Source organism: Streptomyces sp. NPDC014006, from assembly GCF_043088925.1.
GTDB lineage: Bacteria > Actinomycetota > Actinomycetes > Streptomycetales > Streptomycetaceae > Streptomyces.
Genome location: NZ_JBICAJ010000005.1, coordinates 386,407 through 411,917 on the forward strand (window position 1 = coordinate 386,407; position 25,511 = coordinate 411,917).

Here is a 25,511-nt window from a genome sequence, read left to right on the forward strand (position 1 = left end):
CCGGCTCAGCAGCCGTCGCCGTCCTCGACGAGCACCCCCTGACGGGTCGTGAGGGTCCGGTCGTAGCAGCCGTCCGAGCCGTACAGCCGGTAGCGTTCGCGGCTCGTCCCGACCGCGTGGCGCTGGTCGCGCGGCACGTTCATCGTGTACGCGGCGTCACCGGCCCAGGTGTCGTCGAACCGGGACCACGCCGTCCGCCGTCCGCCGCGCGTCTCGTCGACGGCGGCACGGTCGCCCATCGTGAGCACGGTGCGCAGCCGGTCGTCCGCGCCGATCGTGATGGTGCCGTTCATCGTGTACGTCCGCCGGGTGTGCGTGGTCCGGGAGGGGCCGCGTCCGTCCACGGTCGCCGTTTCGTCGTCCGTCCAGGTCGCGTCCAGGCCGTCCACGGTCTCGCCGTCGTTCCAGCGGTGCGCGGAGGTGTTCGCAAGGACGCGGTCGACGGTGGTCGTCACCCGGCCGTGCGAGGTGTCCAGATACCCGGCGACGGTGAGGCGGTGACCGCCCCGGGTGTCCACACGGTGCTCGGAACCGGGCGTGTACGCCGAGGAGTTGGCGAGCTCACCCACCCGGTGCACGGTGAGCCCGCCGCTGAGCCGCGCTTTCCCGGCGTCCTGCCAGACGAGGACGTTCACCGGCGTGCTCCAGCCGGCCTGCCCCGCGGGCACCCCGGCGACGGACACCTCCACGCGGTGCGGCCGCCCGTCGTCGAGCAGACCGGCGAACGGTGTCAGGTCGTACGTGATCGGCTTGACGTCGAAGGCGCGCGGGCCGGGGACGACGTACCAGAGGAACGGGTTGGACCAGCCACCGGTCCACACCGTCGGGAACGGGGCGGCGATCCCGGCCAGTTGTCCGTCCACGGAGATCTGCACCTCGCGGTACGGCCCCTCACCCGCCTTGCAGGAGTACGGCGCCGTGTCCGGCACCGTCAGATACCAGAACTCCTCGCAGCCGCCGCCCGAGCCGGTGGCGTACACCTCGGCGAGGACCCGCTCGCTGTTGCGCGGGGTGGTGAGCGTGGTGCCGTCGGTGAGGGTCAGGACGCGGTCGGGGGCGCGCTCCGCGGGAGCGCCGGTGAAGAAGGTGAGGGTCACCTTGACGTCGATGACGCCGGTGTAGGTGTCGTCGACGACGTTCCCGACGAGCATCTCGACGTCCTGCGCGCTGCGGAAGGTGTCGCTGTAGCGCGTGACGTCCTTCTCGACCGACCAGGAGATGCCCTCGGGCGACGGCTCCGGCGTCGAGGTGCGCAGGATCTCCACCCCGCCGAGGTGCAGATACCCCAGCCGGTCGAACTGCCGCCCCTTCACCTTGCCGTCGAGCCGCAGCACGACCTTGCTCCAGCGCTGCCCGCACCCGGCGGGCGGGGCGTACCGGCCCCGGTACGGGGTGAAGTCGCGGAACTGCGCCTCGGCGAGGGTGACCTGGCAGGACCGGGAGTGCGGCCGGGTGACGGGCGGGGCTGCGGTCACCGGGTCGTGCCAGTCGTTGCCGAACTCGGCGGGCACGTCGGCGGTCTGCGCGGGCCCGGAGTTCTGCGCGGTACCGGCGGTCCGCGCGGGCAGCCCGGAATTCTGCGCGGCGCGGGCCGGGGTTGCCGTGCCGGCGGGTTGCGCGGCGCCTGCGGGTTGCGCGGCGTCTGCGGGAGTGGCCGCCGAGAGGAGGGTGCTCGCCAGAAGGGTCGCTCCGGCGAGCATGGACATGATGATCCGGCTTCTCATGGCCGGTCTTTCTACGGGGTTGCGGGGCCACCCCGCAATGGGGCCTCGGTTCCTTTGGCGGATCCTCAGGCCAGCAGGTCCGCCTTGTCCCCCATCACCACCACGGGATGACGGGCCGGGTCGATCGTGCGCAGCAGGTACTCCATGGCCGGCCGGGACAGCGTGACGCACGCCGACGTACCGCTGCCGTGGTCCATGTGCAGCCAGATGCTGCCGCCCTTCTTCTCCCCCTGCGGCCGGGTCGGGTCGTTCGGCGAGGTGCCCTTGACGCGGTTGTAGTCGATGGCGATGACGTAGTCGAAGTCGTGCCAGGCGCTCTTGCCCCAGGTGTGCGGCGCGGCGAAGGAGGCCGAGCGGCTGTAGGGCAGCTTCGCCCCGGGGTCGGGCAGCACCCCTCCGGCGTCGCTCAGCGTGAACACACCCACCGGGGTGCGGTTGTCGCCCTCGTGGTGGTCGAGCGTCCAGCCGCTCTTGCCGTTGTGCGCCGGCCAACTGCGCACCCGCTCCCAGACGGAACCACGCCGGTCATAGAGGACGACCGTGGCGCCGGGCGCGTCCTTTCCGTCACCGTACACCGCAACCACCTGGCGGGATGCGGCCGGAATGCGGCGCTGCAGGCGGTCGCCGACTCCGGGGATGCGGGTCGGGTCCGCGCTCGGCCGGGCGGCCGGTGCGCCTGACTTCGCGTCATGGCCGCCACCTGCTCCCGAACCGCCGCACGCGGTCAGCGTTGCGAGGGTCAGGGCGCACACCGCGGCGGCCGCCGTCGTCGTACGCCGTATCACTCCATGGGCGCTGTCACGCATCGGTCCATGATGGCACCGCCGTGCCGCGGGCCCCTCGGCCGGGAGTGTTCGCCCGCGTGGAAAACCGTTTGATTCCGACCACGCTCCGGCGTCAACCTGTCACGGTTTGCTGCGCCGCACGCCGACCGCCCACCGACCGCCCGCGCGGCCTGCCGCACCGCCTCGTCACCGTCCGTCCGTGACCATCCGTCTCCGACACGAGCCACTGGGACGTCATGCAGATTCACGACCTTCCGTATTCCGACCCGGGCGTACCCGACGTACGCTCCGGGCCCCGCTTCCTGTGGTGGCTCGGCCGGAATCAGCTGGGCGGTCAGCTGACGTCGCTGGCCTGGGGGCTGCTGCATTTCCTGGCCGTCTCCGCGCTGCCCTTCTGCGTCGGGTTCACCGTCCAGGCCGTCGTCGACCGCTCCGGTGCGCGGCTGGCGCTGGCCGGTGGGGTGCTCGCCCTGTGCGGTGCGGCCACCGCGCTCGGCGACACCTTCCTGCACCGGTCCGCCGTCACCAACTGGATCACGGCCGCCGCCCGCGTCCAGCAGCTCCTGGCCCGCAAGGCCGCCGAACTGGGCGCGGCCCTGACCCGGCGTGTCGCCGCCGGCGAGGTCGTCACCGTGTCCACCGGGGACGTGGAGAAGATCGGCTGGTTCGTGGAGGCCGTCTCCCGGTTCACCGCGGCGGCGCTCACCGTGGTCGCGGTCTGCGTCGGCCTGGCCGTCTACCAGCCCACCCTCGGCGTGGTCGTCGCGGTCGGCCTGCCGGTGCTCGCGCTGGCCGTGCTTCCCTTGCTGCCCTCGGCCACACGGCGCGCGGACGAGCAACGTGAGAAGGCCGGGCGCGCCACCGAGCTGGCCTCGGACACCGTGGCCGGACTGCGCGTGCTGCGCGGCATCGGCGGCGAGGAGCTCTTCCTGCGCCGCTACCGCAGCGCCTCGCAGGAGGTGCGCCGCGCCGCCGTGCGCAGCGCCCGCATGTGGTCGCTGATCGCGGCCCTGCAGGTGCTGCTGCCCGGCCTGCTGCTCGTCGGCGTCGTCACCTACGGCGTCCACCTCGCCCGTCAGGGCCGGATCAGCGTCGGCGAACTCGTCACCGTCTACAGCTCGGTCATGGTCCTCGCCTACCCACTGCGGCACTTCGAGGAGATCGCCATGGCGTACTCCTTCTCCAAGCCGTCGGCGAAACGCGCCGCCCGTGTGCTGTCCCTGGAGCGGGCCGTCGGCGCCGGCGGATCGCGCGCGCCCGACCTGCCGGCCGGTGATCTGCACGACCCGGCCACCGGTCTGACCGTCCCCGCGGGCCGGCTCACCGCCGTGGTGTGCGGCGACCCGGACGCGGCGGGCCGGCTCGCCGAACGGCTCGGCGGGCACGCCACCGTGGAGGGCCCGTCGGTACGGCTGGGCGGCGTCCCGCTGGACGAACTTCCGCTCGCCGCCGCCCGTACGGCCGTCCTGGTGCAGGACAAGGACCCGGTGCTGCTGTCCGGTACCCTGCGCGAGCTGCTTGACGTGCCGTCCTCCGGTGCCGTCGCGGCGCGGGCGGCGCTGGCGGCCGCGCAGTGCGACGACGTGCTGCAGGCGCTGGCGCAGGGGTCGTTCGACGCGGCGGACCCGATGGACGCCCGCATCACCGAACGCGGCCGGTCCCTGTCCGGCGGCCAGCGCCAGCGCCTCGCCCTCGCCCGGTCCCTGATCACCGATCCCGACGTGCTCGTCCTGGACGAGCCGACCTCGGCCGTCGACTCGCACACCGAGGCACGGATCGCCGAGGGCGTGGGCCGGTTGCGCGCCGGCCGCACCACGGTGGTGTTCACCTCCTCTCCCCTGTTGCTGGACCGTGCCGACCAGGTCGTGCTGGTGCACGAGGGCCGGGTCGCGGCGGTCGGAAGGCACCGGGAGCTGGTGCGTTCCGAGCCGCGGTACCAGGCGGTGGTGACGCGGGAGACCGAGGACGAGGCGGAGAGGGTCGGTGCCCTCGGCACCACGCTCGAATGTGATCTGGACGTGCTGGAAGAACTGCGAGAGATCGAGGAGACCGCATGATCGGCGTGGCGCCACCGGCGTACGACCCGGCGGCCCCGACTACGGCGACCACCCTGCCCGTCGGCGCCCCCGCCACCGTCCGCGCCTACGTGGCCGAACTGTTCCGCCGGCACCGCCGCGCCTTCCTGCTGCTCATCGGGGTCAACACGGTCGCGGTCGTCGCCTCCATGGTGGGCCCGTGGCTGCTGGGCGACCTCGTCGAACGCGTCTCGCAGAAGGCGGCGGACCTCCCTCTCACCCGTGTCGCGGCCCTGTTCATACTGGCCCTGGCCGTGCAGGCCGTCTTCGTCCGGCAGGTACGGCTGCGGGGCGCGATGCTGGGCGAGCGGATGCTGGCCGACCTGCGCGAGGACTTCCTCGTCCGTTCGGTCGCCCTGCCGCCCGGCGTGCTGGAACGCGCCGGCACCGGCGACCTGCTCTCCCGCATCACCACCGACGTCGACCGGCTGGCCAACGCCATGCGCGAGGCCGTACCCCAGCTGGCGATCGGCGTGATGTGGACCGTGCTGCTGCTCGGCGGCCTCGTCGCCACCGCGCCGCCGCTGGCACCGGCCGTGCTGCTGGCCCTGCCGCTGCTGATCGTCGGCTGCCGCTGGTACTTCCGCCGGGCACCGTCGGCCTACCGCTCGGAGGCCGCCGGGTACGCCGCCGTCGCGGCCGCCCTGGCGGAGACGGTGGACGCCGGGCACACCGTCGAGGCGCACCGGCTGGGCGAGCGCCGCACCGCGCTGTCGGAGCAGCGGATCAAGGAGTGGACGGCCTGGGAGCGCTACACCCTCTGGCTGCGCTCGATCCTGTTCCCCGTGATCAACGCCGTGCACGTCACCGTGCTGGGGTCGGTCCTGATGATCGGCGGCGTGTTCGTGCTGCGGGGCTGGATCGGGGTGGGTCAGCTGACGACCGCCGCGCTGCTCGCCCAGATGCTCGTCGACCCGGTCAACCTGATCCTGCGCTGGTACGACGAGCTGCAGGTCGCCCAGGTGTCGCTGGCCCGGCTGGTCGGCGTCCGCGACATCGAACCGGACGCCGGCGACGCGTCGCTGCTCCCGGACGGCCGCGACGTGCACGCCGAACAAGTGCACTTCGGCTACCTGGAGGGCGTGGACGTGCTGCGCAAGGTGTCGCTGCGGGTGGCGCCCGGTACCCGGTTGGCCCTGGTCGGTCCCTCGGGCGCGGGCAAGTCCACCCTGGGCCGGTTGCTGGCCGGCATCTACGGACCCCGCGCCGGCCGGATCACCCTCGGCGGCGCCGAACTCTCCCGGATGCCCGCAGAGCAGGTCCGCTCCCACGTCGCCCTGGTCAACCAGGAGCACCATGTGTTCGTCGGCTCGCTGCGCGACAACCTGCTGCTGGCCCGCACCGACGCCGACGATGCCGAGCTGTGGGCCGCCCTGGCCGCGGTTGACGCCGACGAGTGGGCGCGCGCCCTGGACGACGGTCTGGACACCGAGGTCCGCTCCGGCGGGCTCACGCTCACCCCGGCACAGGCCCAGCAGATCGCGCTCGCCCGGCTGGTGCTGGCCGACCCGCACACGCTGGTCCTGGACGAGGCGACGTCCCTGCTCGACCCGCGTGCGGCCCGCCATCTGGAGCGGTCCCTGGCCCGGGTCCTGGACGGGCGCACCGTGGTCGCCATCGCGCACCGGCTGCACACCGCGCACGACGCCGATGTCATCGCCGTCGTCGACAACGGCCGTATCAGCGAGCTGGGCAGCCACGACGCCCTCGTCGCCGCCGACGGCGCATACGCGGCACTGTGGCGGTCGTGGCACGGCTGACCGAGGCGGTAGGGGCACCGCTGACCGCCTCAGTCGCGGTCCGGCCGGCCGGCGCGGGCCTGGCACGGCCGGCCGGCGCGGGCGGACGTCAGGTGACCGACCCACGGGTCGCCCTGTTGCCCCAGCGGACCGAGGGCCGTGGCGGGCCCCGGTCGGCACCCGGTCGGGGTCGCCCGCGCAGCCTGTCGTGAGGGCGTCTGCCGTTGCGCGGTGGCAAGCGGGGGTGGAACGCTGGATAGCGGCACCGGCTCGGGAAAGGCCCGGGGACCGTCCGGTTCGTGCCGTGCGCGGCCTGTGCCCCGCACCTCGGTCGGCCACGACCGGCCGCCGTGACAGCGGGCCCGTCCCCACCCCCAGGAGGTACCCGTGAACAGCGAGGATGGCTGGGGAGACGACGTCTACCAGCCCGATGCGTCCGACCAGCGGGAGGACACGGGCGTGCTCGACTCCGAGGACACCCTGGAGTACGACGGCGTCGACGATCCGCTGGACCGCGGCTGGTCCCCTCCGGAGCGGCCCTGGGCGGTGGAGCACACCGGTGTGACGGCCGCGGAGCGCCGTACGGGCGAGAGCCTCGACCAGCGTCTGGCGGAGGAGCTGCCGGATCCGCCCGTGCCCGACGGCGACGGCATCGGCGACACCGACGGCACCGACGGCGAGCTGCTGGACAACGAGGTCGGTGCCGTCCGCTCCGGCCGGCTCGTAGCCCCGGACGAGGGCGCGCACGAGGACGAGGAGGCCGCCCTGGTCGCCTCGGACGTCGGGATCGACGGCGCCGCCGCCTCCGCCGAGGAGGCCGCGATGCACATCGTCGACGAGGACGCCCTCTCCGGCTGACCCCTTCGCCGCCGTGCCGCGCCGTTCCCGACCCCCGCACGTCCCATCCGAGGAGCCGCCATGCAGCAGGACAAGCACCCCGACTACCACCCGGTCGTCTTCCGCGACCGCGCCGCCGGCTACGCCTTCCTGACCCGGTCCACCGCGACCAGCGACGAGACCATCGAGTGGGACGACGGGCAGAGCTACCCGGTGGTCGACGTGGAGATCTCCTCCGAGAGCCACCCCTTCTACACCGGCAAGGCCCGCACCGTGGACACCGAGGGCCGCATCGCCCGCTTCGAACGGCGCTACGGCGGCGGCGAGGCGTCGTAGCGACGTGCCGCCGGGCCGCGGAAGGGCAGGGCCGCGCGGTCGACGGCGCGAGCCCGATCGGTCGGGGCCGCTCAGATGAAGTTGAGGGCCGCCGCCCCGCCCACTCCCCCGAGCAGCATGAACGCCGGCATGAGCACCTTCAGCTCGACCCAGCTGCCGGCCCGGAACCGCATCATCCTGGGCGGCCCGATCGGGTACCAGCGCTTGCGGCCCACCGGGATCGGCCACAGGATCGGGCAGCCGGAGACGGTCAGCGCGTCCCCGATGTCGTGCACCAGCGCCCCGAGCACGATCGGCAGGCCCAGCCACAGGTACTGCTGGCCCGGCGCCGTGAACAGCCAGTCGGAGCCGTTGCCCGGCTTGTCCAGCCACCCGGCGATGATCCAGGCGCTGGCGGCGGCCAGCAGCCACACCAGCACGTCGCTGCTGGATCCGCGGGCCGCCCGCCACAGCAGCCCCTCGATCGCCAGCACCATGTGGACGAAGAGGATCGCCAGCACCGCCCAGCGGCCACCGGTGATCGCCAGCGCCGAGGTGCCCGCGCCGATAAGGACCGCCCACAGCCAGGTGTGGGTGAGGGTGCGGTGGCCGCCCGAGCGGCGCGCGTCCCCCTGCTTGCGGGTCGCCTTGTAGACGGCGTAGGACAGCTTGTCGACGATCTCGCACAGGCCGCGCGAGACCGGACCGAAGGCGCGGGAGATCGTGGCCGCCTTGTGGTCCAGATCCGGGGCGAGCGCGGCGCCGGCGCAGATCAGCGCACCCGAGAGCACCACCGGCCAGGGCATCGGATGCCCGGCAGCGGCGGCCGCCGCACCGACGCCGAGCCAGGCCGCGGCGCCCGACAGTGAGTGTGCTGGTCCCATCATGGCCGTTGCCCGCCCCATTCCTCGTGCCGCGCCGCCCTGTTGACCGGGCGCGATGACGTTCCGTCGGCGACACAGCGTAGCGGTCGTGATCTTGGCGGGGACATCCGATTCCCGCATCGGGTGGCAGGCCAGGCAAGATGGGGGCGTGACCCTCATCGATCAGCTGCCGAAGACCGCCGACCCCGACGCCCTGTACGACGCCTTCGAGTCCTGGGCCCAGGAGCGCGGTCTCACGCTCTATCCGCACCAGGAGGAAGCGCTGATCGAGGCGGTCTCCGGCGCGAACGTGATCGTGTCGACGCCCACCGGATCCGGCAAGAGCATGATCGCCGCCGGCGCGCACTTCGCGGCGCTGGCCCGCGACGAGGTCACCTTCTACACCGCTCCGATCAAGGCGCTGGTGTCGGAGAAGTTCTTCGAGCTGTGCAAGCTCTTCGGCACGGAGAACGTCGGCATGCTGACCGGCGACGCCTCCGTCAACGCCGACGCCCCCGTCATCTGCTGCACGGCCGAGGTGCTCGCCTCCATCGCGCTGCGCGACGGCAAGGACGCGGACATCGGCCAGGTCGTCATGGACGAGTTCCACTTCTACGCGGAGCCGGACCGCGGCTGGGCCTGGCAGATCCCGCTGCTGGAGCTGCCGCAGGCGCAGTTCATCCTGATGTCGGCCACGCTGGGCGACGTGTCCTTCTTCGAGAAGGACCTCACGCGCCGCACCGGCCGCCCCACGGCGGTGGTCCGCTCGGCGACCCGACCCGTGCCGCTCTCCTACGAGTACTGCTACACCCCGCTGACGGAGACACTCACCGACCTGCTCGAGACCAAGCAGGCGCCGGTGTACATCGTGCACTTCACGCAGGCGCAGGCGGTGGAGCGGGCGCAGGCGCTGATGAGCATCAACATGTGCACCCGCGAGGAGAAGGACCGGATCGCCGAGCTGATCGGCAACTTCCGCTTCACCACCAAGTTCGGCCGCAACCTCTCGCGGTACGTCCGGCACGGCATCGGCGTGCACCACGCCGGCATGCTGCCCAAGTACCGGCGCCTGGTGGAGAAGCTCGCGCAGGCCGGCCTGCTGAAGGTCATCTGCGGCACCGACACCCTCGGCGTCGGCGTCAACGTGCCCATCCGCACGGTGCTGTTCACCGCCCTGACCAAGTACGACGGCAGCCGGGTGCGCACACTGCGCGCGCGTGAGTTCCACCAGATCGCCGGCCGGGCGGGCCGGGCCGGTTTCGACACGGCGGGCTTCGTCGTCGCGCAGGCGCCGGAACACGTCATCGAGAACGAGAAGGCGCTCGCCAAGGCGGGCGACGACCCGAAGAAGCGCCGCAAGGTCGTGCGCAAGAAGGCGCCGGAGGGCTTCGTCGGCTGGACGGAGAACACGTTCGAAAAGCTCATCGCGTCCGAACCCGAGCCGCTGACCTCCCGCTTCCGGGTCACGCACACCATGCTGCTGTCGGTGATCGCCCGGCCCGGCAACGCCTTCGAGGCGATGCGCCGGCTGCTGGAGGACAACCACGAGCCGCGCAAGCAGCAGCTGCGGCACATCCGCCGGGCGATCGCGATCTACCGCTCGCTGCTGGACGGCGGCATCGTCGAGAAGCTGGACACCCCGGACGCCGAGGGCCGGATCGTCCGCCTCACCGTGGACCTGCAGCAGGACTTCGCGCTCAACCAGCCGCTGTCCACGTTCGCGCTGGCCGCGTTCGAACTCCTCGACCCCGAGTCGCCGTCGTACGCGCTGGACATGGTGTCCGTCGTGGAGTCCACGCTGGACGATCCGCGCCAGATCCTCGCCGCCCAGCAGAACAAGGCCCGCGGCGAGGCGGTGGCCGCCATGAAGGCGGACGGCGTGGAGTACGAGGAGCGCATGGAGCGCCTCCAGGACATCAGCTACCCCAAGCCGCTGGAGGAGCTGCTCTTCCACGCCTACGACACCTACCGCAAGAGCCACCCCTGGGTCGGCGACCACCCGCTGTCCCCGAAGTCCGTCGTGCGCGACATGTACGAACGGGCGATGTCCTTCACGGAACTGGTCTCCTACTACGAGCTGGCCCGCACCGAGGGCATCGTGCTGCGCTACCTCGCCGGCGCCTACAAGGCCCTCGACCACAACATCCCGGACGACCTGAAGTCCGAGGACCTCGAGGACCTCATCGAGTGGCTCGGCGAGATGGTGCGCCAGGTCGACTCCAGCCTGCTGGACGAGTGGGAGCAGCTCGCCAACCCGGCGGAGATGACCGCCGAGGAGGCCCAGGAGAAGGCCGACGAGGTCAAGCCGGTCACCACCAACGCCCGTGCCTTCCGCGTGCTCGTGCGCAACGCCCTGTTCCGCCGCGTCGAGCTGGCTGCCCTGGACCAGGTGGACGAACTCGGCGAGATGGACGCGGAGTCCGGCTGGGACGCCGACGCCTGGGGCGAGGCGATGGACAAGTACTGGGACGAGTACGACGACCTCGGCACCGGGCCCGACGCCCGCGGCCCCAAGCTGCTCGTCATCAACGAGGAGCCGGAGAACGGACTGTGGCGCGTCCGGCAGATCTTCGCCGACCCGAACGGCGACCACGACTGGGGCATCAGCGCCGAGGTCGACCTGACCGCCTCCGACGCCGAGGGCCGCGCCGTGATCCGTGTCACCGACGTCGGCCAGCTGTGACCACAGGAGAATCCCACCGATGACGAACCCGGCCGAGCGACTGGTCGACCTGCTGGACCTGGAGCAGATCGAGGTCAACATCTTCCGTGGCCTCAGCCCGCAGGAGTCCCTGCAGCGGGTCTTCGGCGGCCAGGTGGCCGGCCAGGCGCTGGTCGCCGCGGGCCGCACCACGGACGGCGACCGCCCGGTGCACTCGCTGCACGCGTACTTCCTGCGCCCGGGCCGGCCGGGCGTGCCGATCGTGTACCAGGTCGAGCGGGTCCGGGACGGGCGGTCCTTCACGACCCGCCGGGTCACCGCCGTGCAGCAGGGACGCACGATCTTCAATCTCACCGCCTCCTTTCACAAGCCTGAGGAAGGGCCCTTCGAGCACCAGCTGCCGCCGGCCCGCGAGGTGCCCGCTCCGGAGTCCCTGCCGACCGTGGCGCAGGAGATCCGGGAGCATCTGGGCGAGCTGCCCGAGCAGTGGGAGCGCTTCGAGCGCCGGCAGCCCTTCGACATCCGGTACGTGGACCGCCTGCGCTGGACGGATCAGGAGGTCAAGGACGCCGAGCCGCGCAGCGCGGTGTGGATGCGCGCGGTGGGACCGCTGGGCGACGACCCGCTGGTGCACACCTGCGCGCTGACCTACGCCAGCGACATGACCCTCCTGGACGCCGTGCGCCTGCCGGTCGAACCACTGTGGGGTGCGCGGAACTTCGACATGGCGTCCCTGGACCACGCCATGTGGTTCCACCGGCCGTTCCGGGCGGACGAGTGGTTCCTGTACGACCAGGAGTCGCCGATCGCGACCGGCGGGCGAGGTCTTGCCCGGGGGCGGATCTACGACCTGCGGGGCCGTCTGCTGGTGTCGGTCGTGCAGGAGGGGCTGTTCCGCGCGCTGTGACTCACTGCCCTCTGCGGAGCAGCCTGTCCAGCAGGCCGCGCTCGCCGGGCGGTTGTGGCGTGGGGGCCGCCTCGGGGTCGCGCTGCTCGGCGCCCCGCGGCTCTACCTGCCCTGCCTGCACGCCCCGCGGCTCGTTCACCCCTGCTTCCGCGCCCCGCGGCTCCGTCACCCCAACCTCCACACCCCTCGGCTCCGTCTCCCTTGCTTCCGCGCGCAGCGGCTTCGTGTCCCCTGACGCGGTGGCGGGCGGCTTCGGTGCGGGGCGGGGCGCCGGCCGGAGATCGCGGGCCTCGTCCATCGCCACGGTGAGGTCGTAGCGGAGCCAGCCGATCTCGTGCGGGTCGTCCGCGGTCATCAGGCGCTCCGCCAGCAGCACGGTGGGCGAGCCCGGCGCTCCGTGCACGGGCGGTCCCGGCCGGAAGCGGTACAGGTGGGCGCGCTCGTAGGGGTCCGGGACGATCTCCGCGATCTGCACCGGATCGAGCAGGGCGGCCACCGCTCCGGCTCGCTCCCAGGGGTGGTCGCCGGCCTGGCGGCGCAGGAAGCCCCCATGACGGCCCCGCCAGTTGCGGGCGCGCAGGTCGACGCCCTCCCTGAGGCGGGCGAGCAGGTCCGGGGGAAGCGTGCGTCCCTTCAGCAGCGGGGCGTTTGCCTCCTCAGCGGCGAACTGGCGCAGTTCTTCGGCGAGGTAGTGCCAGACGACAGCGCGGTATCGATTGAGGTAAAAGCGCACGGGCACGAGCAGGCCGGCCCGCGCCAGGCGCGTGAACCGGGTGGGCGCGATGCCCATGAGGGCCGCGCCCTCCGTGGTGCCGACCGTACGGACGGCCGCGGTGAGCGCGTCGGGAAAGCCCTCCTGGCGGCGCAGCCGCTCGATCTCCTCGGCCGCCACCCGCCGGCCCCCGCCTCCTTCGTCGGGCACGGTACGGATGCGGCCGAGGTGCACCGCCAGGTCGAACTCGCTCCGCTTGATTCCCAGTTCCCGCGCGGCTCGGCCGATGGTCAGGGTCTGCCGGTCCGCTGCGGCGAGAAGGGTGGCGGTCATGGTCGTCTCCCCCGTGGAGTCGGTGGCTCGCGCTCGGTGCGCTCGCCGTGAGAAAAACCGTAGCCGCCGGGACCGCCTTTCCGGCGAGCCTGTGGATAACTCCACGGGGTTCAAGGAACTCGCAGGTCAGAGCCGGGTCAGAGGTCTGTGACGGGCTTGCGTTCGGGTTGCCTGGCGTCGACGTCGAGATGTTCGCCGACCCGGTTGACGAGCAGGGTCATCTCGTAGGCGATCTGACCGAAGTCGGCCTCCGCGCCGCTGAGGACGCACAGGCAGCTGCCGCTGCCTGCGGCGGTGACGAACAGCACCGCGTCGTCGAACTCGATCATCGTCTGACGCACCTCGCCCGCGCCGAAGTGGCGTCCCGAGCCCTTGGCCAGGCTGTGCAGTGCCGACGAGACGGCGGCCAGGTGCTCAGCGTCCTCCCGCCGCAGCCCCGTGCTGGCCCCCGTGACCAGTCCGTCGTTGGACAGCACCAGCGCGTGGCGCACCTCGTCCACGCGCTCGGTGAGGTCGTCCAGCAGCCAGCCAAGTCCCTGGTTCTGCGCCATGTTCACTTCTCCCCGTGTGATGTCTCCCCCTGGCTGGGGGATCTGCCCGCCAGCCTTCCCCAGGACCGGCCGCCCGGCAAGCAGGATGGGGGCATGGCAGAGAAGATGACCGACGAGGAGTGGCGGACGTTCGTCTCCCACGGCACCCGCACCGGAAAACTGGCCACCGTCCGGGCCGACGGCAGCCCGCACACGACACCGGTCTGGTTCCTGCTGGACGGCGACGAGGTGGTGTTCACCACGCACCGGGACAGCGTGAAGGGACGCAGTCTGACGCGGGATGGCCGAGTCGCGCTGTGTGTCGACGACGACCGGCCGCCGTACGACTTCGTGGTGCTGCAGGGCCGGGCCCGGCTGTCGGAGGACCTCGACGAGGTGCGTGCGTGGGCGACCCGGCTCGCGGCGCGTTACATGGGCGAGGACCGTGCCGAGGAGTTCGGCGCGCGCAACGGCGTGCCGGGGGAACTCCTCGTGCGGGTCAGCGTCGACAAGGTGGTGGCGCAGAGGGCTGTGGCCGAATGAGAGGAGCCCTTGGGGTGCAGAGGGCCGTGGCCGAATGGGAGGGACGTCGGCGCTGAGGGCCGTGGCCGACTCAGCCGAACCGGCCACCGAGTGATCGATGTGGGGCCCCTGCCCGGGTCCCGCTCAGCCCACGGAATCGAGCAGCCGGGCGGTGTACATCCGCCCGGCGTACTCGACCAGCCGGATCAGCACCTCCTTGCCGGAGTCCCGCTCCCGGGCGTCGCAGAGCACCACGGGAACGCCCCGGTCCAGGTCGAGGGCGCGCGAGACGTCGTCGGATCCGTAGGCCCGCGCGCCGGTGAAGCAGTTGACGGCCACCACGAACGGGATGCCGCGGTGCTCGAAATAGTCCACGGCCGGGAAGCAGTCCTCCAGCCGCCGCGTGTCCGCGAGGACCACGGCACCGAGAGCGCCCTGGGACAGTTCGTCCCACAGGAACCAGAACCGGTTCTGGCCCGGGGTGCCGAAGAGGTACAGCGACAGCCCCGAGCGGATGGTGATGCGTCCGAAGTCCATGGCGACGGTCGTGGTCACCTTGCGGTCCACGCCGTCGGTGTCGTCGACCGACTGTCCTGCCTCGCTGAGCAGTTCCTCGGTGCGCAGCGGCCTGATCTCGCTGACCGCGCCGACCAGGGTGGTCTTGCCCACGCCGAAGCCGCCGGCGACCAGGATCTTCAATGCCAGGGCGGACTCGTCGGCGAGGTCGGGGTGTTCGGTGCCCATCGATCACTTCTCTCGGGAGGACCGGCAACGGTCGACGTTCGGGGTGGGTGGTGCGGGGACGGCTACAGCGCGCGCAGCCCTGCGATGACCTCGCGCAGAATCCGTTCGTCGGGCAGCTGCGCGGGCGGCACGGGTCGGTGGACGGTGACGCAGCCGAGTTCCAGCAGGTCGCCGAGGAGCACCCGGACCACGCCGACGGGCAGGTCGGCACCGGCGGCGAGTTCGGCGACGGACTGGGTCTCGATGCGGCACAGGTCGATCAGGGCCCCGTGCTCGGGGCCGAGCGGGGCGTCGTCGGGGCCCGGGCCCGCGGGGTCCAGGGTGACGAGGGCGATCAGGTCGAAAGGCACCCCGCTGGGGCCGGGCCGGGTGCGGCCGCCGGTCATCGCGTACGGCCGTACGAGGGGCCCGGCCTCGTTGTCGTACCACTGGCTGCCGGGTTCTCCCGGGACGCCGTGCCTGTCCTCGCTCATGGGTGGCGCTCGCCTTTCGGTCTCATCCGGCGGCCGGTGGGCGTGCGGTGACGCGCGGCGCCGTGTACAGGTGCTCGCCGACGCGTTTGACCAGCCGTGCCATCTCATAGGCGATCAGGCCGATGTCGGCGGTCACGGCGGTGAGGACGGCGAGGCAGGAGCCGTCGCCCGCGGCGGCCACGAACAGGAAGCCGTCGTCCATCTCCACCATCGTCTGGCGTACGCCGCCGGCGCCGAAGTGCCGGCCCGCGCCCTTGGCGAGACTGTGGAAGCCGGACGACACGGCGGCCAGGTGCTCGGCGTCCTCCCTGCTGAGGCCACTGGAGGCGCCGACGGCCAGGCCGTCGTTGGACAGCACCACGGCGTGCCGTACGTCGCCGGCGCGCATGACGAGATCGTCCAGCAGCCAGTCGAGTTGGCCGCTCGCGGTGGTCGGGTCCTGGATCATGCGCGGTCTCCTTCGCTGCTGTCGCTGCCCGGCGTGCGGCCGGGTTGCCTGCCGCCGCCGCGCGCCCATCCGGCGCGGTAGGCGGCCATGCGGTCCCGGACGAGTTCGGGGGTGCGTCGCTCGTCCTGCGGCGGCTCCTCCCCGGGCGGGTCCTGGCGCGGTCGCTCGCGCAGCTGGGGCGCGAGACTCGCCTGCCGTACCCGGCGCGGGAGGTCGTCGGTTGCGCCGGGCTGCTCGGAGGTGTCCCGTGGGCGGTGCAGGCGCAAGGTGGTCACTCCCAACGGCGGGGTGTCGTCGGCGGTCCGGCCGGCGAGCGGTTCGGGCGCGGTCAGAGCGGGCCGGGCAGCCGGGGTGACGGCCTCGTGATGTGCCTGCGTGTGCGGGGCGGCGTCGCTCACGCGCGCATGGTCGCGTGCGGTGGGCTGCTCGGGGTGCGCGGCCTGCCCGGGGGTGCGTTCCGCCGTGCCGTCGTGCAGGAGTGCCTTGGGCAGCAGGACCACCGCGGTGGTGCCGCCGTAGGGCGAGGTCCGCAGGTGCACCTGGATGTCGTGCCGGGCGGCGAGGCGGCTGACGACGAACAGGCCCAGCCGGTCGCTGTCGAACAGGTCGAGGTCCTCGGACTGCGCGATGCGCCGGTTGGCGTCGGCGAGCGTCTCCTTGCCCATGCCCAGGCCGCGGTCCTCCACCTCGACGGCGTACCCGTTGCCGACGGGTTCGCCGGTGACGCGCACGCGCGTGTGCGGCGGCGAGAACTGGGTCGCGTTCTCGATGAGTTCGGCGAGCAGATGGGTGAGGTCGGCGACCGCGGCACCGGCGACGGACGCCTCGGGGAGCCGGCGTACCTCCACGCGCGCGTAGTCCTCGACTTCGGAGACGGCCGCCCGGACCACGTTGGTCAGCGAGACGGGCATCCGCCAGGCTCGGCCCGGTGCGGCGCCGGAGAGGATGATCAGGCTCTCCGCGTGGCGTCGCATCCGGGTGGTGAGGTGGTCGAGCCGGAACAGGTCGCCCAGTTCGGTCGGGTCCTCGACACGCCGTTCCATGCTGTCGAGGAGAGCGAGCTGACGGTGGACCAGGATCTGGCTGCGGCGGGCGAGGTTGACGAAGACACCGGAGATGCCGCTGGCGAGCTCCGCGCGTTCGAGTGCGGCCCGCAGGGCGGCGCGGTGCACGGTGCCGAGCGCTTCGGCGACCTGCCCGACCTCGTCCTCGGCAGGGGGTCCGGGCGGGGCCTCGGCGCGGACGTCGATCTCCTCGCCGGCCCGCAGCCGGCGCATGGCTTCGGGGAGTTCTCGCCGGGCGATCCGCAGCGCGCCGTTGCGCAGGCTGACCAGTTCGACGACGAGGCCGCGGCCGATGCGCACGGAGATGACGAGGGAGGCGACCACGGCGAGCAGGCCGAGCAGGACGGCGGCCCCGGCCGGGGTGAGCAGTCCCCGGGTGAAGGGGTCGGCCCGGTCGGCGACCTCGCGGCCTGCCTGGATCTCCAGGGCGTGCATGCCGTCCTGCACGCGCGTGTGCGCGCTGCTCCAGGTTGCGGCGGACGGCAAGGTGCCGGCCCGGGCTCCGGGTTTCGCGGCGAGGACCCTCTCCTCGGCGGCGTTCAGTGCGGTGTAGGCGCTTCCTCCGGCGAGGGCGCGCCAGGCGGTGGCCTCGGAGCCGCGCAGGTCGCCCGCCGCGGACTCGGTGAGGGTACGGCGGTTGGCGGCGGCGCCGGTGAACAGCCGCAGCCGTTCCGCGTCGAGGCGGCCCGTGGTCCGGGCGCCGGTCAGGACGGCGTCCTCCTGGGCCAGTGCCTCGCCCGCGCGGGCGAACTCCAGCAGCACGCGCGCGTCGGAGCCGAGATCGGCGTCCTGGAAGCCGCTGAGGGCACCGCCCACGCCGAAGGCCGCGGTGATGGCGTCGGTGTACTGCTGGAAGGCGTCCCTCCAGCCGGTCCGCCCGTCGAGGACCTCGGTGCGCAGCGAGCGCAGCCCTTGGGCGCCGCGCACGAAGGTGTCGAGGCGGCGTGAGACGTCCGCGGGCAGGTCCTGGCCGTCGGCGACGGTGTTGTGGTCGCCGAGCCTGAGCTGCGCCACGGCCAGATCGGTGCGGGCGGCGAGGCCCTTGAGGGCGGCGGCGTCGCCGGCGGCGGGGTCCGTCGCGTAACGCACGGCCGCGGTGCGCTCGGCCTGGAGCGCGGTGACCGCCGCGGTGACGGGGGCGCGGACCTGGGCGTCGACGCGTTGCAGCTGGCGCAGCCGGGAGACGTCCTGGGCGGTGCTGACGGTGGCGTACGCCCACAGGGCGAGCAGGGAGACGACCGGCACCATCAGCAGGCAGACGATCTTGGCGCGCACGGTGCGCGGCCGGATCAGCCGGCGGCCGCCCCGCGCGGGTGCGTCGACCGTCGCGGCGGCGGGTGCGACGGGCGCCGCCGCGGCGGGTGCGACGGGCGCCGCCGCGGCGGGCGCCGTGGTGCCCGCGGGTGTGTCGGGGCGCTCGTCGGCGGGTGGCCCGGCGTGCGCGCGGCGGCCGCGCGCCCTGGGCGGCGCGGCGGTGCCGGCCGTGAGGGTCCTACGGGGTGTACGCATGGCCTCCTCGTTCGGGAGTGGGTCGGGCCGGCGGCGCGGCGTTTGTGGTGGAGGACACCCCTAGGGAGCGACGCTCTCGACCGGCCGCTGGGCGGAGGCGGAGGCCTCGCGCTCCCCCGCCGTCGGGGACAGCGCGACGAAGGCGGAGGTGATGAAGAGGTAGGACCCGAGGCCGACGGCGAGGGGGAAGATGAACTGCATCGCCGTGGCCCCGGGCAGCGCGGTGTCGGAGGGCGTGACATGCACGCTCACCGCGAACATCGCGGTGTAGTGCATGCTGGTGACGGCCGCGCCCATGACGAGGGAGGCCACGGAGACCGCGAGGGGTGACTTGATGTTGAGTCCCGCCCACAGGGCCGCGGTCGCCGCGACGACGGCGATCAGCACGGACAGGCCGACGCGCAGCGGGTCGTAGTGCACCTCGCCGTGCAGCCGTACGGCGGCCATGCCCAGGTAGTGCATGCTCGCGACGCCCAGTCCGGTGGTGAGCCCCCCGATCAGCAGGGCGCGGGTACGGTTACGGCTGTAGCCGACCGCGAACACGCCGCCGCAGACGACGAGCATGGCGATGAGCAGGCTGAGCACGGTCAGCGGCACGTCGTAGCGGATGTCGGTGCCGCTGACGGCGAAGCCGAGCATGGCCACGAAGTGCATGGTCCAGATGCCCGAGCCGATCGCCGAGGCGGCGGTGACGAGCCAGTTGCGCCGGGCGCGTCCGGTGGCGCCCAGCGCGCGGACGGTGCAGCGCAGCCCCAGGGCGGCGCCGAGGCAGGCCATCACGTACGACAGCACGGGGGTAAGCCAGCCGAAGGCGGCGTGGTCCAGGTGTCCCATGGCCCCGGGACGCTAGGGGGACACGGGCGCACAAAGGGGGCGCGTTTCGAAAGCTGCTGGAATATGACGCAGAGGTGTGCCGGAACGATCGCATCAGGCTCGAACATGCGCACAGCTGCGTCATCCGTGTCGGTGAGGGGCGATGCGGAATCATGCGGTGCATGAGCGATGACCACACGCATGTTCAGGAGTTCTTCACCGCACGTGCGGCCGACTGGGACAGCCGCTTCCCCGACGACGGCCCGGCCTACGCCGCCGCGGTCGCCGATCTCGGGCTGCGCCCGGGCGATCGGGTGCTGGACGCGGGGTGCGGCACCGGGCGTGCGCTGACCCCGCTGCGGGCTGCCGTGGGTCCCATGGGCGTCGTCGTCGGCGCCGATCTCACGCCGGCCATGCTGCGGGCCGCGGTACAGGCGGGGCGGGACCGGGACGGGCTGTTGGTGCTCGCCGACGTGTCGGCGCTGCCGCTGCGCTCGGCGTCCCTCGACGCGGTGTTCGCGGCGGGCCTCATCGCCCACCTGCCGCGGCCGGCCGACAATCTGCGGGAGCTGGCCCGCGTGGTGAGGCCCGGCGGGGTGCTGGCGTTGTTCCACCCCATCGGCCGGGCCGCGCTGGCGGCCCGCCAGGGCCGGCAGATCACCCCGGACGACCTGCGCGCAGAACCCAACCTGCGTGCGCTGCTGGCAGGCTCGGGCTGGCGCATGACGTCCTACGTCGACCGTGACGACCGCTTCCTGGCCCTGGCGGCCAAGGAGGGCTGAGCGGTCACAGCCGCCCGGCGATCGCGGCGGCGAAGGCGTCGGGGTTGTCGAACATGACGTTGTGGCCGGCGTCCGGCACGCTCACCACGCGAACGCCTGCGGCCTTCAGCCCTGCGGCGCCCGCCAGCTCTCCGCTGCGCTCGCCCTGGAGGTACACCCGCTCCATCGGCAGCTCTTCCAGGAGCGTGCGCATCACCGGGTCCGAGCCGCGCCGCAGACCGACCGCGCTGCGATGCAGCGCGCGCGGATCGGCCAGCCGCATGGTGGCGGCCCAGAGGGGCCCCACCCGCTCCAGCACGCGCGCGTGGCCGCCGTCGGCGAACTCGTCCTCCTCGTAGGAGGCGATGCCGCTGCTGCCCGCGGTGGGCGGCGGATCGCGGTCGAGGTTGGCCTCGGTGAGAACCAGCCGGGAGACCAGGTCCGGGCGGCGGTGGGCGAGCACCAGGGCGACCGAACCGCCCATGCTGTGCGCGATCAGCTCCGCGCCGGTGACGCCCGCCGCGTCGAGGGCGGCGGCGAGCGCGTCGGCGTGCTCCTCGAGGGTGTAGCCGAAGTGCTCCGGTCGATCGCTGATGCCGTGCCCGGGCAGGTCGACGAACAGGCTGCGCCTCCCCGCGAGTTCGGGCCGGGCCGCGATGTGTGCGTGATAGACGGACGAGACCGCGCCCAGCCCGTGCACATACACGCGCGCGGGCTCCGCACCCGGCGTCTCCGTCCAGCGGATCCGGCTGCCCTTGCCGTCGAACTCGGCCTGCCTCATCAAGTCCTCCCTCGGACGTCGGTGTCGGACGATCCCGCGACAATACATCGCTCTCGAGGTATGAAGAAGTCGAAGTACTGCGTTACCGATGTACCGCGTCCATGAGAGAGAATGCGGGCATGCTGGAGCTCGCCATCCTCGGATTCCTCTACGACGCCCCGCTGCACGGCTATGAACTGCGCAAGCGCATCACGGCCCTGACCGGGCACGTCCGCCCGGTGGCCGAGAGCACCCTGTATCCGGCGATCAAGCGCCTGGAGAAGGCGGGACTGCTGGCGCGCACCACGCAACCGGGGGCGGTCGCCGCGCCCCGGCACGTGCTGACCCTGACCGACGAGGGCAGGCGCGAACTGCGCCATCGCCTGGCGGAGCCGGGACCGCAGGACATCACCGACGAGAACCACTGGTTCACGGTGCTCGCCTTCCTGCGGCACCTCGACGACCCCACCGCCCAGGCGGCCGTCCTGCGGCGCCGGCTGACCTTCCTGGAGCAGCCTGCGAGCTTCTTCTACGACGGTGACCGGCCGGTGCGCGCCGAGGAACTGCCGGACCCCTTCCGGCGTGGTCTGCTCACCATCGCGCGCGCCACATCGCAGGCGGAACTCACCTGGCTGCGCGAGACGCTGGCGTCACTGGGAGGCTGAGTCACCCACGTGTCGTACGGGGCAGCCGCGCAGACCGGGAACCGGGTGGGTGCCCAGATCGTTCAACCGGTAGCCGTCGGGGTAGCCCTTGATCTCCCAGTTCTGGCGCGCGAAGTGCGGGGCGCGCCGCGGCGGCAGCAGCCGGACCAGGCGTCCCCGGGTGCGTACCGCGCGGCGCACCAGCGTCTGGGCGGCGGGGCCGGGCGGCGTGTAGCGGAAGGCGTGCAGCAGCGGCTCGTCGAGCAGGGCGAGCGTGGCGGTGCGCAGGAGGGGGGCGAGCGGACGTGGATACCAGGAGGCCATCAGGTCGAGCGTGGCGTCGGAGACCCGGCGCGCGGCCTCGTCCCAGCCGAAGTGGGCCTCTTCGTAGCCGTCGAGGCAGGCTTCGAACTCCTCGAAGTCCGCGGGGAGTTCCTTGATGCCCATGTGCCGGCCGAGGGTGCGGAAGTGCTCGCTGAAGGCGACGGTCTCGTGGTGGGACAGTCTGCGCCAGCCGTAGGCGTCGATCCAGCGGCGCGGCATCACGACGAAGGTGCAGAGCACATAGCGCATGTCCTCGTTGCTGATGTCGTAGCTGCGGTGCATCTGGTTGATGCGGCGGATCGCCGTGCGGCCCGGGGTGCCGGTGAAGCCGTGCTCGACGATCGCGTCGAGCAGGAGCGCGGTGTCGTCGTAGCGCTTCTGCGTGCGGTCCGTCAGTTCGGCCGTCTCCGCCAGGAGCCGGCCGATGCTCGGCACGGCGTAGGTGCGGTAGAGGGCGAGTTCCAGTGAGCGGGTGTAGTCCCAGGGGAACTCGTAGGCCGAGACCAGGCGGACGATCTCCGTGGCGTCCCGGTAGGGGTCCATCCGCCGGATCTGCCGAAGTCGTTCGTAGCGCTTCACCGCACCGTCCCTCTTCTGCCGCCGAGGCTCCAACTCTACGTTGGACAGCAGCAGATGAAGGGCATGAGCGGAACGGCCGGTCGGCCGGTCGGCCGGGAAACTTTCCCAGGGGAAGGACGTCACCATGTTCGGCAGGGTGCGCAAGGCCAGTGCCACACTCCTCGGCTCGGTGCGGACACGGACGCACACCGGGCGCGACGCCCGACCGCACAACCTGTTCGAGGCGGCCGCCGTGTACGTCTCGGCCAGGGCGGAGGACGACCAGGAGCGGGTGGACGAGGCGGCCGGCTGGGTGTCGCCGGAGGCACTGTCCTTCGGGGTGAGCGAGCTGGCGTACCGGGCGGTCGTGGCGCTGGCCCGGGAGCGCGGCGAATCGCCGCGGGAGGTGGCCCGGGCGCTGCTCGGGCTGCCGGCGTCCTGACGCGCCCGCGGGTGCTCGTCCGGGACGGTCGATTCGCCCCCGTCCAGGCGGAAAACTGCAGCTCCGGGTGCGTGGGGAGTCGTGACAAGCGACTCCGCGGCGCACTAGGGTGCGCGCCGTTGGACGAAACCGATGGGGAGGCTGGGATGGCCGGGACGGACGAGGACGCCGTCGCCGCCGAGGACGACGCGCTCTATGTGCTCACGGCGGTGCTGCTGACGCCGGCGCAGTTCCCGAGTGTGCTCGGCGACGACTATCCGGAGGCGTGCGCCGCGCTCGGCCTCGCACCGCTCGCCGACGGTTACGGCCTGGTGCTCGGCCAGGACGGCGCGGGCGCGCGCTGGACGGTCGTGACGGACGACGTGTCGCTGGTCGCCGTCGCCATCGCCTCATGGGACTGCGGCATGGAGTACGAGCTGTCGCCGGACGAGCGGTCGGTGGTCACCGCGCTCCCCGGCTGGCCGCTGTACGTCGCCGTCGCCGCCCCCGGCCTTCCCGAGCCGCACGATCCCGAGCGGGAGGACGGCGACGGACCGGTGCTCACCCCGCCGGACACGTCCTTCTGGGGTCCCGCACAGCGCCGGCTCGGTGCGGACGAGGTGGCCCTGCAGTGGGCGGCGTGGCGGGACCAGGTCGACGAGGGCAGCTTCGCCCGGCCCGCCGACGGCGGCGAGGACCCCGCGGAGCCGGCCGGCACGGCGCGGGACAGGGCGGACGGAGAGGAATCGAGGGGCGCGGGCTCCGTCGGCCCTTTGCGGACCGAAGGCGACGGGAAAGAGCAGCCGGACGCGCAGTCCGCGATGGAGGCGCCCGGGGACGGCTCCTCGCCCAGTGGCGTCCGCCGTGTGCTGGACGAGGTCCGCGCCTACGTCGACACTCCGCCGCCGCTCGGCAGGGTGAGGTCGTCGTTCGCCCCGGGTGACGCGCGGACCCTGCGCGCCGACGGGCCGGGGTGGTCGCTGGTGGCCCGGACCGACGACATCGCGTTCGTGCTGCTCGACGAGCGGCCGGGCGAGGTCGTACCGGTGGGCCGAGGGCCGGAATTGCCGGGTCTGCTGGAGGCCCTCGACAAGGTGGCCGTGCGTCCTCTCTGACGGCGTTCGCACGGCAGGAACGGTGGCCGCGGGGCTCTTGACGCCCGTCGGGACACCGCGGTGGCCCAGCGGCTTCCGAGCATGGTGGGGCGCCTCCTGCGGCAACCCTCCCCCAGCATGGTGGGCCGCCCCATGATGCGGGCCCTTTCCCTGGGGTGCCACACCATGGCTGATGGGTCACAGGACCACCACGATGGGGCAGCCGCGGGCCGGCCCGACAGCTGTTGCGCCCGCGCTGTCCCGCTGTCCCCCGCTGTCCAGGAGGCCGTGATGCGTCTGTCCCGAGGAATGCCACTCGTCGCCGCTCTGCTGGCGGCCACCGTCACCGGCCCCCTGCCCGCCGCACACGCGCAGCCACCCGGGCACTGCGCGAGGCTGGAGGCGGTCCAGGTGCCGGGCGCCGAACTCCAGCGCGCCGCCTGTCTGCCCGACCTCACCACCACGGCGCTCGCCGGCACCCCCTACACCGACACCGCCGACCAGGCCGGGCTCACGGCCGCGGCCACCCGGACGCCGTCCGGGGTGCCCGGGGCGCAGATCGACGGTTACTTCCCGGACTCGTCCCACTTCAACACCACGCACGGCTGGCGGCACGACGCGCAGTTCGTGATCCGGCTGCCGGACAGATGGAACGGCGGCCTGGTGGTCACGGGCGCGCCGGGCACACGCAAGCAGTACGCGACCGACAAGGCGATCTCCGACCAGGTCCTCGCCCTCGGGTACGCCTACGCCGCCACCGACAAGGGCAACGACGGGGCCGACTTCTACCGCGACGGTACCCGGCCCGGCGACGCGGTCGCCGAGTGGAACACACGGACCACGCAGCTCGCCCGCGCCGCCCGCCGGGTGGTCGCCCAGCGATACGGCCACGCGCCCCGGCGCATCTACGTCACGGGCATCTCCAACGGCGGCTATCTCACGCGCTGGCAGTTGGAGAACCATCCCGAGTTGTACGACGGAGGCGTGGACTGGGAGGGCGCGCTGTGGACCACACGCGGCCCCAGTCTGCTCACCTCCCTGCCGGCGGGCGTGGCCCGGACGCTGGGCGCGGCACGGGACGAGGACCTGTACGCGGCGGGCTTCGCGCGGGGCTCGGAGTTCCTGTGGCCGTTTCACGAGAAGGCCTACTGGGGCGTGACCCAGAAGATCTACCGCGCGGAGTTCGACCCCGCCTACGACCCCGGCTGCCCCGGTCCGTCGGCCGGGACCACCGCGGAGCAGATCCTCGCACCGTGCGCCTCGGACGCCACGTACGACTACGCCTCGCGTCCGGCCGCCGTACATCGCGCGGTGGCCCGCGTCGCGCTGACCGGCCGTATCGGCAGGCCGCTGATAACGCTGCACGGCGACCTGGACGCGCTGCTGCCCAAGGCCGCCGACTCGGACGTGTACGCGCGGATGGTGGACGGAAGCGGACGCGGCGCGCTGCACCGGTACTACACGATCGCGGGCGGTACGCACGTCGACGGGCTCTACGACAGCTATCCCGACCGCCTGCGGCCGATCCTGCCCTGCTATCGCTCGGCCTTCGACGCGTTGGTCTCCTGGGTGGATCGGGGTGCCGCACCGCCCGCGGATCACACGGTGACGAAGCCCGCGAGCGGTGACGTGGTCGGCTCCTGTGCGCTGGGCGGTGCGGACGCCGCGGCCCGATAGAACCTCAGCGGCCCAGCTCCTTGCGCGTGACCCGGCGCAGCCTGCGCCGCTGGGAGGGGTCGAGGGTCAGGTAGGCGGCGGTCGGGACGCCGAGGACTATCAGCAGCGCCGCCCACCAGGGCAGCCAGATCAGCAAGAGCAATCCGACCGCCACACCCCCTGCGGCGATCTTCGCGTTCTTCGACATGTGCGTCGCCTCCTTCGCGGCCGCTGCCGC

Annotated in this window: 25 protein-coding genes; 12 read left to right on the plus strand and 13 right to left on the minus strand. The window is 72.7% G+C overall.

Annotation, left to right across the window (positions count from 1 at the left end; all coding sequences use genetic code 11):
• Positions 1-5 precede the first annotated feature (5 nt).
• Positions 6-1,724 carry a peptide-N4-asparagine amidase gene (locus tag ACF1GV_RS19985; protein ID WP_391682487.1) on the minus strand — a complete coding sequence of 573 codons (1,719 nt, stop codon included), beginning with the start codon at positions 1,722-1,724 and terminating at the stop codon, positions 6-8.
• Between the two features lie 65 nt (positions 1,725-1,789).
• Positions 1,790-2,530 carry a L,D-transpeptidase family protein gene (locus ACF1GV_RS19990; RefSeq protein WP_391682490.1) on the minus strand — a complete coding sequence of 247 codons (741 nt, stop codon included), beginning with the start codon at positions 2,528-2,530 and terminating at the stop codon, positions 1,790-1,792.
• 215 nt (positions 2,531-2,745) lie between these two features.
• Between ACF1GV_RS19990 and ACF1GV_RS19995 the strand changes: the two genes are divergently transcribed.
• From ACF1GV_RS19995 to ACF1GV_RS20010, 4 genes are all read left to right on the plus strand, one after another.
• Positions 2,746-4,566, plus strand: coding sequence for an ABC transporter transmembrane domain-containing protein (locus ACF1GV_RS19995; RefSeq protein WP_391682493.1), 1,821 nt, complete (start codon positions 2,746-2,748; stop codon positions 4,564-4,566).
• Positions 4,563-6,344 carry an ABC transporter ATP-binding protein gene (locus ACF1GV_RS20000; RefSeq protein WP_391682496.1) on the plus strand — a complete coding sequence of 594 codons (1,782 nt, stop codon included), beginning with the start codon at positions 4,563-4,565 and terminating at the stop codon, positions 6,342-6,344. Before ACF1GV_RS19995 ends, ACF1GV_RS20000 begins: the two co-directional genes overlap by 4 nt.
• 366 nt (positions 6,345-6,710) lie before the next feature.
• Complete coding sequence (locus tag ACF1GV_RS20005; protein ID WP_391682499.1) at positions 6,711-7,181, plus strand: DUF5709 domain-containing protein; 471 nt, start codon at positions 6,711-6,713, stop codon at positions 7,179-7,181.
• A gap of 60 nt (positions 7,182-7,241) precedes the next feature.
• Positions 7,242-7,496, plus strand: a complete 255-nt coding sequence (locus ACF1GV_RS20010) for a type B 50S ribosomal protein L31 (RefSeq protein ID WP_363265526.1) — start codon at positions 7,242-7,244, stop codon at positions 7,494-7,496.
• A 71-nt stretch (positions 7,497-7,567) separates the two neighbouring features.
• Here ACF1GV_RS20010 and ACF1GV_RS20015 read toward each other — a convergent pair whose 3' ends face one another.
• Entirely contained in the window at positions 7,568-8,362 is a 795-nt protein-coding gene (locus tag ACF1GV_RS20015) for a metal-dependent hydrolase (protein ID WP_391682502.1), read from the minus strand.
• 145 nt (positions 8,363-8,507) lie between these two features.
• Here ACF1GV_RS20015 and ACF1GV_RS20020 point away from each other — a divergent pair, with 145 nt between their 5' ends.
• Both ACF1GV_RS20020 and ACF1GV_RS20025 read left to right on the plus strand, forming a co-directional pair.
• Complete coding sequence (locus tag ACF1GV_RS20020; protein WP_391682504.1) at positions 8,508-11,021, plus strand: DEAD/DEAH box helicase; 2,514 nt, start codon at positions 8,508-8,510, stop codon at positions 11,019-11,021.
• A 19-nt stretch (positions 11,022-11,040) separates the two neighbouring features.
• Complete coding sequence (locus ACF1GV_RS20025) at positions 11,041-11,907, plus strand: acyl-CoA thioesterase (protein WP_391682506.1); 867 nt, start codon at positions 11,041-11,043, stop codon at positions 11,905-11,907.
• A gap of 1 nt (position 11,908) precedes the next feature.
• Here the strand turns inward: ACF1GV_RS20025 and ACF1GV_RS20030 are convergent, their stop codons facing one another.
• The gene (locus ACF1GV_RS20030) at positions 11,909-12,952 is read right to left on the minus strand and encodes a DUF6397 family protein (protein ID WP_391682509.1); all 1,044 of its coding nucleotides are present in this window, start codon (positions 12,950-12,952) and stop codon (positions 11,909-11,911) included.
• A 137-nt stretch (positions 12,953-13,089) separates the two neighbouring features.
• Positions 13,090-13,503, minus strand: coding sequence for a roadblock/LC7 domain-containing protein (locus tag ACF1GV_RS20035; RefSeq protein WP_391682511.1), 414 nt, complete (start codon positions 13,501-13,503; stop codon positions 13,090-13,092).
• Positions 13,504-13,596: 93 nt separating this feature from the next.
• On the opposite strand from ACF1GV_RS20035, the gene ACF1GV_RS20040 reads away from it, so the two are divergent.
• Positions 13,597-14,025 (plus strand): PPOX class F420-dependent oxidoreductase, encoded by a 429-nt coding sequence (locus ACF1GV_RS20040; protein ID WP_391682514.1) that lies wholly within the window; start codon positions 13,597-13,599, stop codon positions 14,023-14,025.
• A 123-nt stretch (positions 14,026-14,148) separates the two neighbouring features.
• Here ACF1GV_RS20040 and ACF1GV_RS20045 read toward each other — a convergent pair whose 3' ends face one another.
• The 5 genes from ACF1GV_RS20045 to ACF1GV_RS20065 form a co-directional block, all read right to left on the minus strand.
• Positions 14,149-14,748, minus strand: a complete 600-nt coding sequence (locus tag ACF1GV_RS20045; RefSeq protein ID WP_391682516.1) for an ATP/GTP-binding protein — start codon at positions 14,746-14,748, stop codon at positions 14,149-14,151.
• Positions 14,749-14,810: 62 nt separating this feature from the next.
• Positions 14,811-15,221 (minus strand): DUF742 domain-containing protein, encoded by a 411-nt coding sequence (locus ACF1GV_RS20050; protein ID WP_391682519.1) that lies wholly within the window; start codon positions 15,219-15,221, stop codon positions 14,811-14,813.
• Between the two features lie 22 nt (positions 15,222-15,243).
• The gene (locus ACF1GV_RS20055) at positions 15,244-15,669 is read right to left on the minus strand and encodes a roadblock/LC7 domain-containing protein (RefSeq protein WP_391682522.1); all 426 of its coding nucleotides are present in this window, start codon (positions 15,667-15,669) and stop codon (positions 15,244-15,246) included.
• On the minus strand, positions 15,666-18,242 hold the full coding sequence (locus ACF1GV_RS20060; RefSeq protein ID WP_391682525.1) for a nitrate- and nitrite sensing domain-containing protein: 2,577 nt from the start codon (positions 18,240-18,242) through the stop codon (positions 15,666-15,668). Before ACF1GV_RS20060 ends, ACF1GV_RS20055 begins: the two co-directional genes overlap by 4 nt.
• A gap of 60 nt (positions 18,243-18,302) precedes the next feature.
• Positions 18,303-19,076, minus strand: coding sequence for an MHYT domain-containing protein (locus ACF1GV_RS20065; protein ID WP_391682528.1), 774 nt, complete (start codon positions 19,074-19,076; stop codon positions 18,303-18,305).
• A gap of 161 nt (positions 19,077-19,237) precedes the next feature.
• On the opposite strand from ACF1GV_RS20065, the gene ACF1GV_RS20070 reads away from it, so the two are divergent.
• The gene (locus tag ACF1GV_RS20070) at positions 19,238-19,837 is read left to right on the plus strand and encodes a class I SAM-dependent methyltransferase (RefSeq protein ID WP_391682531.1); all 600 of its coding nucleotides are present in this window, start codon (positions 19,238-19,240) and stop codon (positions 19,835-19,837) included.
• 4 nt (positions 19,838-19,841) lie between these two features.
• Here the strand turns inward: ACF1GV_RS20070 and ACF1GV_RS20075 are convergent, their stop codons facing one another.
• On the minus strand, positions 19,842-20,597 hold the full coding sequence (locus ACF1GV_RS20075) for an alpha/beta fold hydrolase (RefSeq protein ID WP_391682533.1): 756 nt from the start codon (positions 20,595-20,597) through the stop codon (positions 19,842-19,844).
• A gap of 119 nt (positions 20,598-20,716) precedes the next feature.
• On the opposite strand from ACF1GV_RS20075, the gene ACF1GV_RS20080 reads away from it, so the two are divergent.
• Positions 20,717-21,241, plus strand: coding sequence for a PadR family transcriptional regulator (locus ACF1GV_RS20080; RefSeq protein WP_391682536.1), 525 nt, complete (start codon positions 20,717-20,719; stop codon positions 21,239-21,241).
• Here the strand turns inward: ACF1GV_RS20080 and ACF1GV_RS20085 are convergent.
• Entirely contained in the window at positions 21,227-22,123 is an 897-nt protein-coding gene (locus ACF1GV_RS20085) for an oxygenase MpaB family protein (RefSeq protein ID WP_391682538.1), read from the minus strand. The two genes, ACF1GV_RS20080 and ACF1GV_RS20085, sit on opposite strands and share 15 nt — an antisense overlap.
• 124 nt (positions 22,124-22,247) lie before the next feature.
• Here ACF1GV_RS20085 and ACF1GV_RS20090 point away from each other — a divergent pair, with 124 nt between their 5' ends.
• The 3 genes from ACF1GV_RS20090 (at position 22,248) to ACF1GV_RS20100 (ending at position 25,294) form a co-directional block, all read left to right on the plus strand.
• On the plus strand, positions 22,248-22,544 hold the full coding sequence (locus tag ACF1GV_RS20090) for a hypothetical protein (RefSeq protein ID WP_391682540.1): 297 nt from the start codon (positions 22,248-22,250) through the stop codon (positions 22,542-22,544).
• A gap of 146 nt (positions 22,545-22,690) precedes the next feature.
• Entirely contained in the window at positions 22,691-23,638 is a 948-nt protein-coding gene (locus tag ACF1GV_RS20095; protein ID WP_391682542.1) for a hypothetical protein, read from the plus strand.
• A 270-nt stretch (positions 23,639-23,908) separates the two neighbouring features.
• Positions 23,909-25,294 (plus strand): tannase/feruloyl esterase family alpha/beta hydrolase, encoded by a 1,386-nt coding sequence (locus ACF1GV_RS20100; RefSeq protein ID WP_391682545.1) that lies wholly within the window; start codon positions 23,909-23,911, stop codon positions 25,292-25,294.
• Between the two features lie 4 nt (positions 25,295-25,298).
• Here the strand turns inward: ACF1GV_RS20100 and ACF1GV_RS20105 are convergent, their stop codons facing one another.
• Entirely contained in the window at positions 25,299-25,481 is a 183-nt protein-coding gene (locus ACF1GV_RS20105) for a hypothetical protein (RefSeq protein WP_030316648.1), read from the minus strand.
• Positions 25,482-25,511 lie beyond the last annotated feature (30 nt).

Coding starts and splice junctions, on each gene's coding strand:
- ACF1GV_RS20090 (WP_391682540.1), top strand. CDS start 22,248: ATGTTCGGCAGGGTGCGCAAGGCCAGTGCCACACTCCTCGGCTCGGTG.
- ACF1GV_RS20025 (WP_391682506.1), top strand. CDS start 11,041: ATGACGAACCCGGCCGAGCGACTGGTCGACCTGCTGGACCTGGAGCAG.
- ACF1GV_RS20070 (WP_391682531.1), top strand. CDS start 19,238: ATGAGCGATGACCACACGCATGTTCAGGAGTTCTTCACCGCACGTGCG.
- ACF1GV_RS20040 (WP_391682514.1), top strand. CDS start 13,597: ATGGCAGAGAAGATGACCGACGAGGAGTGGCGGACGTTCGTCTCCCAC.
- ACF1GV_RS20050 (WP_391682519.1), bottom strand. CDS start 15,221: ATGAGCGAGGACAGGCACGGCGTCCCGGGAGAACCCGGCAGCCAGTGG.
- ACF1GV_RS20030 (WP_391682509.1), bottom strand. CDS start 12,952: ATGACCGCCACCCTTCTCGCCGCAGCGGACCGGCAGACCCTGACCATC.
- ACF1GV_RS20080 (WP_391682536.1), top strand. CDS start 20,717: ATGCTGGAGCTCGCCATCCTCGGATTCCTCTACGACGCCCCGCTGCAC.
- ACF1GV_RS19990 (WP_391682490.1), bottom strand. CDS start 2,530: ATGCGTGACAGCGCCCATGGAGTGATACGGCGTACGACGACGGCGGCC.
- ACF1GV_RS20095 (WP_391682542.1), top strand. CDS start 22,691: ATGGCCGGGACGGACGAGGACGCCGTCGCCGCCGAGGACGACGCGCTC.
- ACF1GV_RS20105 (WP_030316648.1), bottom strand. CDS start 25,481: ATGTCGAAGAACGCGAAGATCGCCGCAGGGGGTGTGGCGGTCGGATTG.
- ACF1GV_RS20065 (WP_391682528.1), bottom strand. CDS start 19,076: ATGGGACACCTGGACCACGCCGCCTTCGGCTGGCTTACCCCCGTGCTG.
- ACF1GV_RS19985 (WP_391682487.1), bottom strand. CDS start 1,724: ATGAGAAGCCGGATCATCATGTCCATGCTCGCCGGAGCGACCCTTCTG.
- ACF1GV_RS20015 (WP_391682502.1), bottom strand. CDS start 8,362: ATGATGGGACCAGCACACTCACTGTCGGGCGCCGCGGCCTGGCTCGGC.
- ACF1GV_RS20060 (WP_391682525.1), bottom strand. CDS start 18,242: ATGCGTACACCCCGTAGGACCCTCACGGCCGGCACCGCCGCGCCGCCC.
- ACF1GV_RS20100 (WP_391682545.1), top strand. CDS start 23,909: ATGCGTCTGTCCCGAGGAATGCCACTCGTCGCCGCTCTGCTGGCGGCC.
- ACF1GV_RS20075 (WP_391682533.1), bottom strand. CDS start 20,597: ATGAGGCAGGCCGAGTTCGACGGCAAGGGCAGCCGGATCCGCTGGACG.
- ACF1GV_RS20035 (WP_391682511.1), bottom strand. CDS start 13,503: ATGGCGCAGAACCAGGGACTTGGCTGGCTGCTGGACGACCTCACCGAG.
- ACF1GV_RS20000 (WP_391682496.1), top strand. CDS start 4,563: ATGATCGGCGTGGCGCCACCGGCGTACGACCCGGCGGCCCCGACTACG.
- ACF1GV_RS20010 (WP_363265526.1), top strand. CDS start 7,242: ATGCAGCAGGACAAGCACCCCGACTACCACCCGGTCGTCTTCCGCGAC.
- ACF1GV_RS20045 (WP_391682516.1), bottom strand. CDS start 14,748: ATGGGCACCGAACACCCCGACCTCGCCGACGAGTCCGCCCTGGCATTG.
- ACF1GV_RS19995 (WP_391682493.1), top strand. CDS start 2,746: ATGCAGATTCACGACCTTCCGTATTCCGACCCGGGCGTACCCGACGTA.
- ACF1GV_RS20055 (WP_391682522.1), bottom strand. CDS start 15,669: ATGATCCAGGACCCGACCACCGCGAGCGGCCAACTCGACTGGCTGCTG.